The following is a 3,404-nucleotide window of genomic DNA, read 5'->3' on the forward strand; positions in this document are numbered from 1 at the left end:
GTCCTCTCCTGCCCCGTCCGGTCAGGAGCGTCCCGCCGCGGCGACCGCTCCACGCCGCCCTTGCCTCCGCCCGTGCCGCCGCGTCCGTCGGCACTCTCCTGCCCCGTCCTCTCCGGCCCTGCTCTGTCCTCTCCGTCCACGTCCTCTCCTGCCCCGTCCGGTCAGGAGCGTCCCGCCGCGGCGACCGCTCCACGCCGCCCTTGCCTCCGCCCGTGCCGCCGCCCGACCTCACCGGATGCCGCTGCGCGCGAACCCCTGCACGAAGTAGCGCTGGAAGCACAGGAACAGCAGCACCATCGGCAGCACCGACACCAGCGCCAGCGCCATGCTCGCGCTGTAGTCCGGCGTCGACTGGCCCTTGAGGTAGAGCAGGCCGATCGGCAGCGTGAACAGCTCGTTGTCCTTCAGGGCGATCAGCGGCCAGGTGAAGTCGTTCCAGCTGCCGAGCAGAGTCAGCAGGATCAGGACGGCGATCAGCGGCTTCGAGAGCGGCAGCACGATCTGCAGGAACACCCGCAGGTGGCCGGCGCCGTCGATCCGCGCCGCCTCGATCAGCTCCTCCGGGATGGAGAGGAAGAACTGCCGGGCGAGGAAGATCCCGAAGGCCGCCGCTGCTCCGGGCAGGATCACCGACCAGTAGGTGCCGTAGATCTGCAGTCCGGTCACGAGCTTGAACTGCGCGACCATGATCGCCTGCACCGGGATCATCATCGTGGCCAGTGCGAGCAGGAACAGCAGGTTCCGCCCGGGGAAGCGCAGCCGCGCGAAGCCCCAGCCGGCCAGCAGGTTCACCACGACGGTGAACACCGTGACGAACGCCCCGATCACGACCGAGTTGACGAACCACTCGCCCACGGGGAAGCGCGCGAACACCGTCGCGAAGTTCTCGAACGAGATCTCGCTCGGCCAGAAGCGGGGCGGGCCGGGCGCGAACACCTCGCCGCGCGGCGAGAAGGCGATGACGAGCATCCAGTACAGCGGGAAGAACACGACCGCCGAGGCGACGATCGCGACGACGAGGCGGACGACGAGTCCGGAGCGGGAGCCGTCGCGGCGAGAGGGACGCCGGCGCGGGGTCTCGCGGGCGGTGGCCGCGGCGACCGCGGCGGGCGTGGTGACGGTGGAGGACGACATGAGGGCTCCTAGTCGACGAGGTCGCGCGTACGGCTCGTGCGCCACTGCAGGTAGGTGAAGGCGAGGGAGACCATCAGGATGACGACGCCGAGCGCGGCGCCGTAGCCCTGCTCGCGGACCTGGAAGCCGTTGCGGTACGCGTAGGTGCCGAGCACCGACGTGGAGAAGCCGGGGCCGCCGCCCGTCATCACGAAGACGATGTCGAAGACCTGGAACGAGGCGATCACGTTCATGATCAGCAGGAAGAAGGTGGACGGGCCGACCAGCGGCACCGTCAGTGCGCGGAACTGCTGCCAGCGCGTCGCTCCATCGATCCGCGCGGCCTCGTAGAGCTCGGGCGAGACGCTCTGCAGGCCGGCCAGGTAGATCACCATGTTGAAGCCGATCCGCAGCCACACCGCGGTCAGCATCACCGAGATCATCGCCGCGGAGCCGTCCGACTGCCACGCGACCGGCGAGGCGCCCAGCGAGCTCAGCACCTTGTTCACGATGCCCGAGGACTCGCTGAAGATCGTGACCGCGATCATCCCGGAGGCGACGCCCGAGATCACCAGGGGCAGCACGATCACCGTGCGGAAGATCCCGCGGGCGGGCAGCACGGAGTTGAGCAGCACGGCCAGGCCGAGGCCGCCGGCGAGCTCGAGCGGCACGGTGACCGCGGTGAAGAGGAGCGTGTTGCCCAGGCTCTGCCAGAACACCGGGTCGGCGCCCATCCGCAGGTAGTTCGCGAAGCCGACCCACTCGGGCGTGCCGAAGCCGCGCGACTCCTGGAACGAGAGCTGGATCGCCCAGAGGATCGGCACGAACAGGAACAGCGCCATCAGGAGCAGGTTCGGGCCGACGAAGCCGAAGCCGGCGAGGGCCTCGCGCCTGCGGGCCGACCGCGGCCGGGCGGAGGAGCCCGCTCGGCCGCGGAGGGTGGTGGCGGTCATCAGCTGGTCGCCTGCTGGATGGCCGCGTCGAGGCCGGAGAGGGTCTCCTCGGTGCTGCGTCCGCCGACGAACGCCTCCTCGAGCTGGTCCTGCATCGCGACGGAGATCTTCGCGAGGAACGGCGAGGTGAGCTGCTGCACGTCGCGCGGCGTGATCGTCGCGGCCTGCTCGACGAAGACTGGCATCACGTCCGGGCGCACCGCGAAGTCGATCGACGCGGGGTCGATGTCGGACCGGGTGGGCAGCTCGTTCGTCGCCGCGCAGAACTCGGCCATGGTGTCGGCCTGCGTCATGAACGAGAGGAACTCGGTCGCGAGCTCGGGGTCATCGGTGTCGGCCGTGGCGACGAGGGCGTTGCCGCCGAGGTCGGTCGCGCCGCGCTCGTCGACGGGCATCGGCGTGGCGGTCCACTCGAAGTCGGCGAGGTCGTCGATGTCCGGCACGAGGAAGGACCCGGCGAAGGCCATCGCCGCGGTCTGCTCCGTGAAGAAGGAGTCGGCGTAGGTGGCGGACTTCACCGAGCTGGTCGGCGGGACCCAGTCGTTGTCGAAGAAGCTCTTCGTGAAGTCCAGCGCCTTCGCGCCGGCGGCGGAGTCGATCGCCGGAGTGGTGCCGTCCTCCTCCAGCAGCGTGCCGTCGGCCTCGAACAGCCAGCTCAGCCAGCGGGGCGTGCCGCCGAGCTGCCAGTTGTAGACGAACGGGTACTGCTCGGCGGGCAGGCTCGCGCGCAGCTTCGCGGAGGCGTCGGCGAACTCCTCCCAGGTCCACGCCTCGTCGGTGGTGGTCGGCACGTCGGTGATGCCGGCCGCCGCGAGCAGCTGCGTGTTCACCAGCAGCGCCGACACGTCGGTCTGGTGCGGGACGCCGTAGGGCTTCCCCTCGAAGGAGACGGCCTCCTGGAACGCGGGCGTGAAGGAGTCGAAGTCGTCGATCCGGTCGGTCAGGTCGAGCAGCTGCTCCTGGCTGGAGTAGACGCCGAGGTTGCCGTAGTCGACGCGGAACACGTCGGGGGCCTCGCCCGACGACAGCTGCGCGTCGATGTTGCTGAACATCTGGTCGTAGGGGACGACGTTGAGCTCGACGCTCGCCCCCTCGTGCTCGGCCTCGAAGTCGGTGATCAGCGACTCGAAGGCCGCCTGCTCGGACTCGCTGGCCCAGGTGGTGAAGGTGATCGAGTCGGCGTCGGCCGAACCGCCGCCTCCTCCTCCGAAGCCGCTGCAGCCGGTGAGGGCGGCGGTCGACGCCAGGACGGCGGCGAGAGGGATGAATCGTCTGCGCATGGGTGGTCTCCTGCTGTGAAGGGTCGGACGGGGGCGGGGTCGGAGGGCCGCGTCAGGC

General features: G+C 70.0%; 3 protein-coding genes. All 3 read right to left on the reverse strand.

The window, feature by feature from the left end; genetic code table 11:
* Positions 1-228: 228 nt before the first annotated feature.
* The 3 genes from C5C29_RS16715 to C5C29_RS16725 are packed head-to-tail and all read right to left on the reverse strand — an operon-like array spanning position 229 to position 3,346.
* Complete coding sequence (locus tag C5C29_RS16715) at positions 229-1,134, reverse strand: carbohydrate ABC transporter permease (RefSeq protein ID WP_104225206.1); 906 nt, start codon at positions 1,132-1,134, stop codon at positions 229-231.
* Between the two features lie 8 nt (positions 1,135-1,142).
* Entirely contained in the window at positions 1,143-2,066 is a 924-nt protein-coding gene (locus C5C29_RS16720; RefSeq protein ID WP_104225205.1) for a carbohydrate ABC transporter permease, read from the reverse strand.
* Positions 2,066-3,346, reverse strand: coding sequence for a sugar ABC transporter substrate-binding protein (locus C5C29_RS16725; RefSeq protein WP_258062401.1), 1,281 nt, complete (start codon positions 3,344-3,346; stop codon positions 2,066-2,068). Before C5C29_RS16725 ends, C5C29_RS16720 begins: the two co-directional genes overlap by 1 nt.
* Between the last annotated feature and the right edge of the window lie 58 nt (positions 3,347-3,404).

It is taken from the genome of Rathayibacter sp. AY1H2 (genome assembly GCF_002931985.1).
In the GTDB taxonomy this organism is placed as follows: Bacteria; Actinomycetota; Actinomycetes; order Actinomycetales; family Microbacteriaceae; genus Rathayibacter.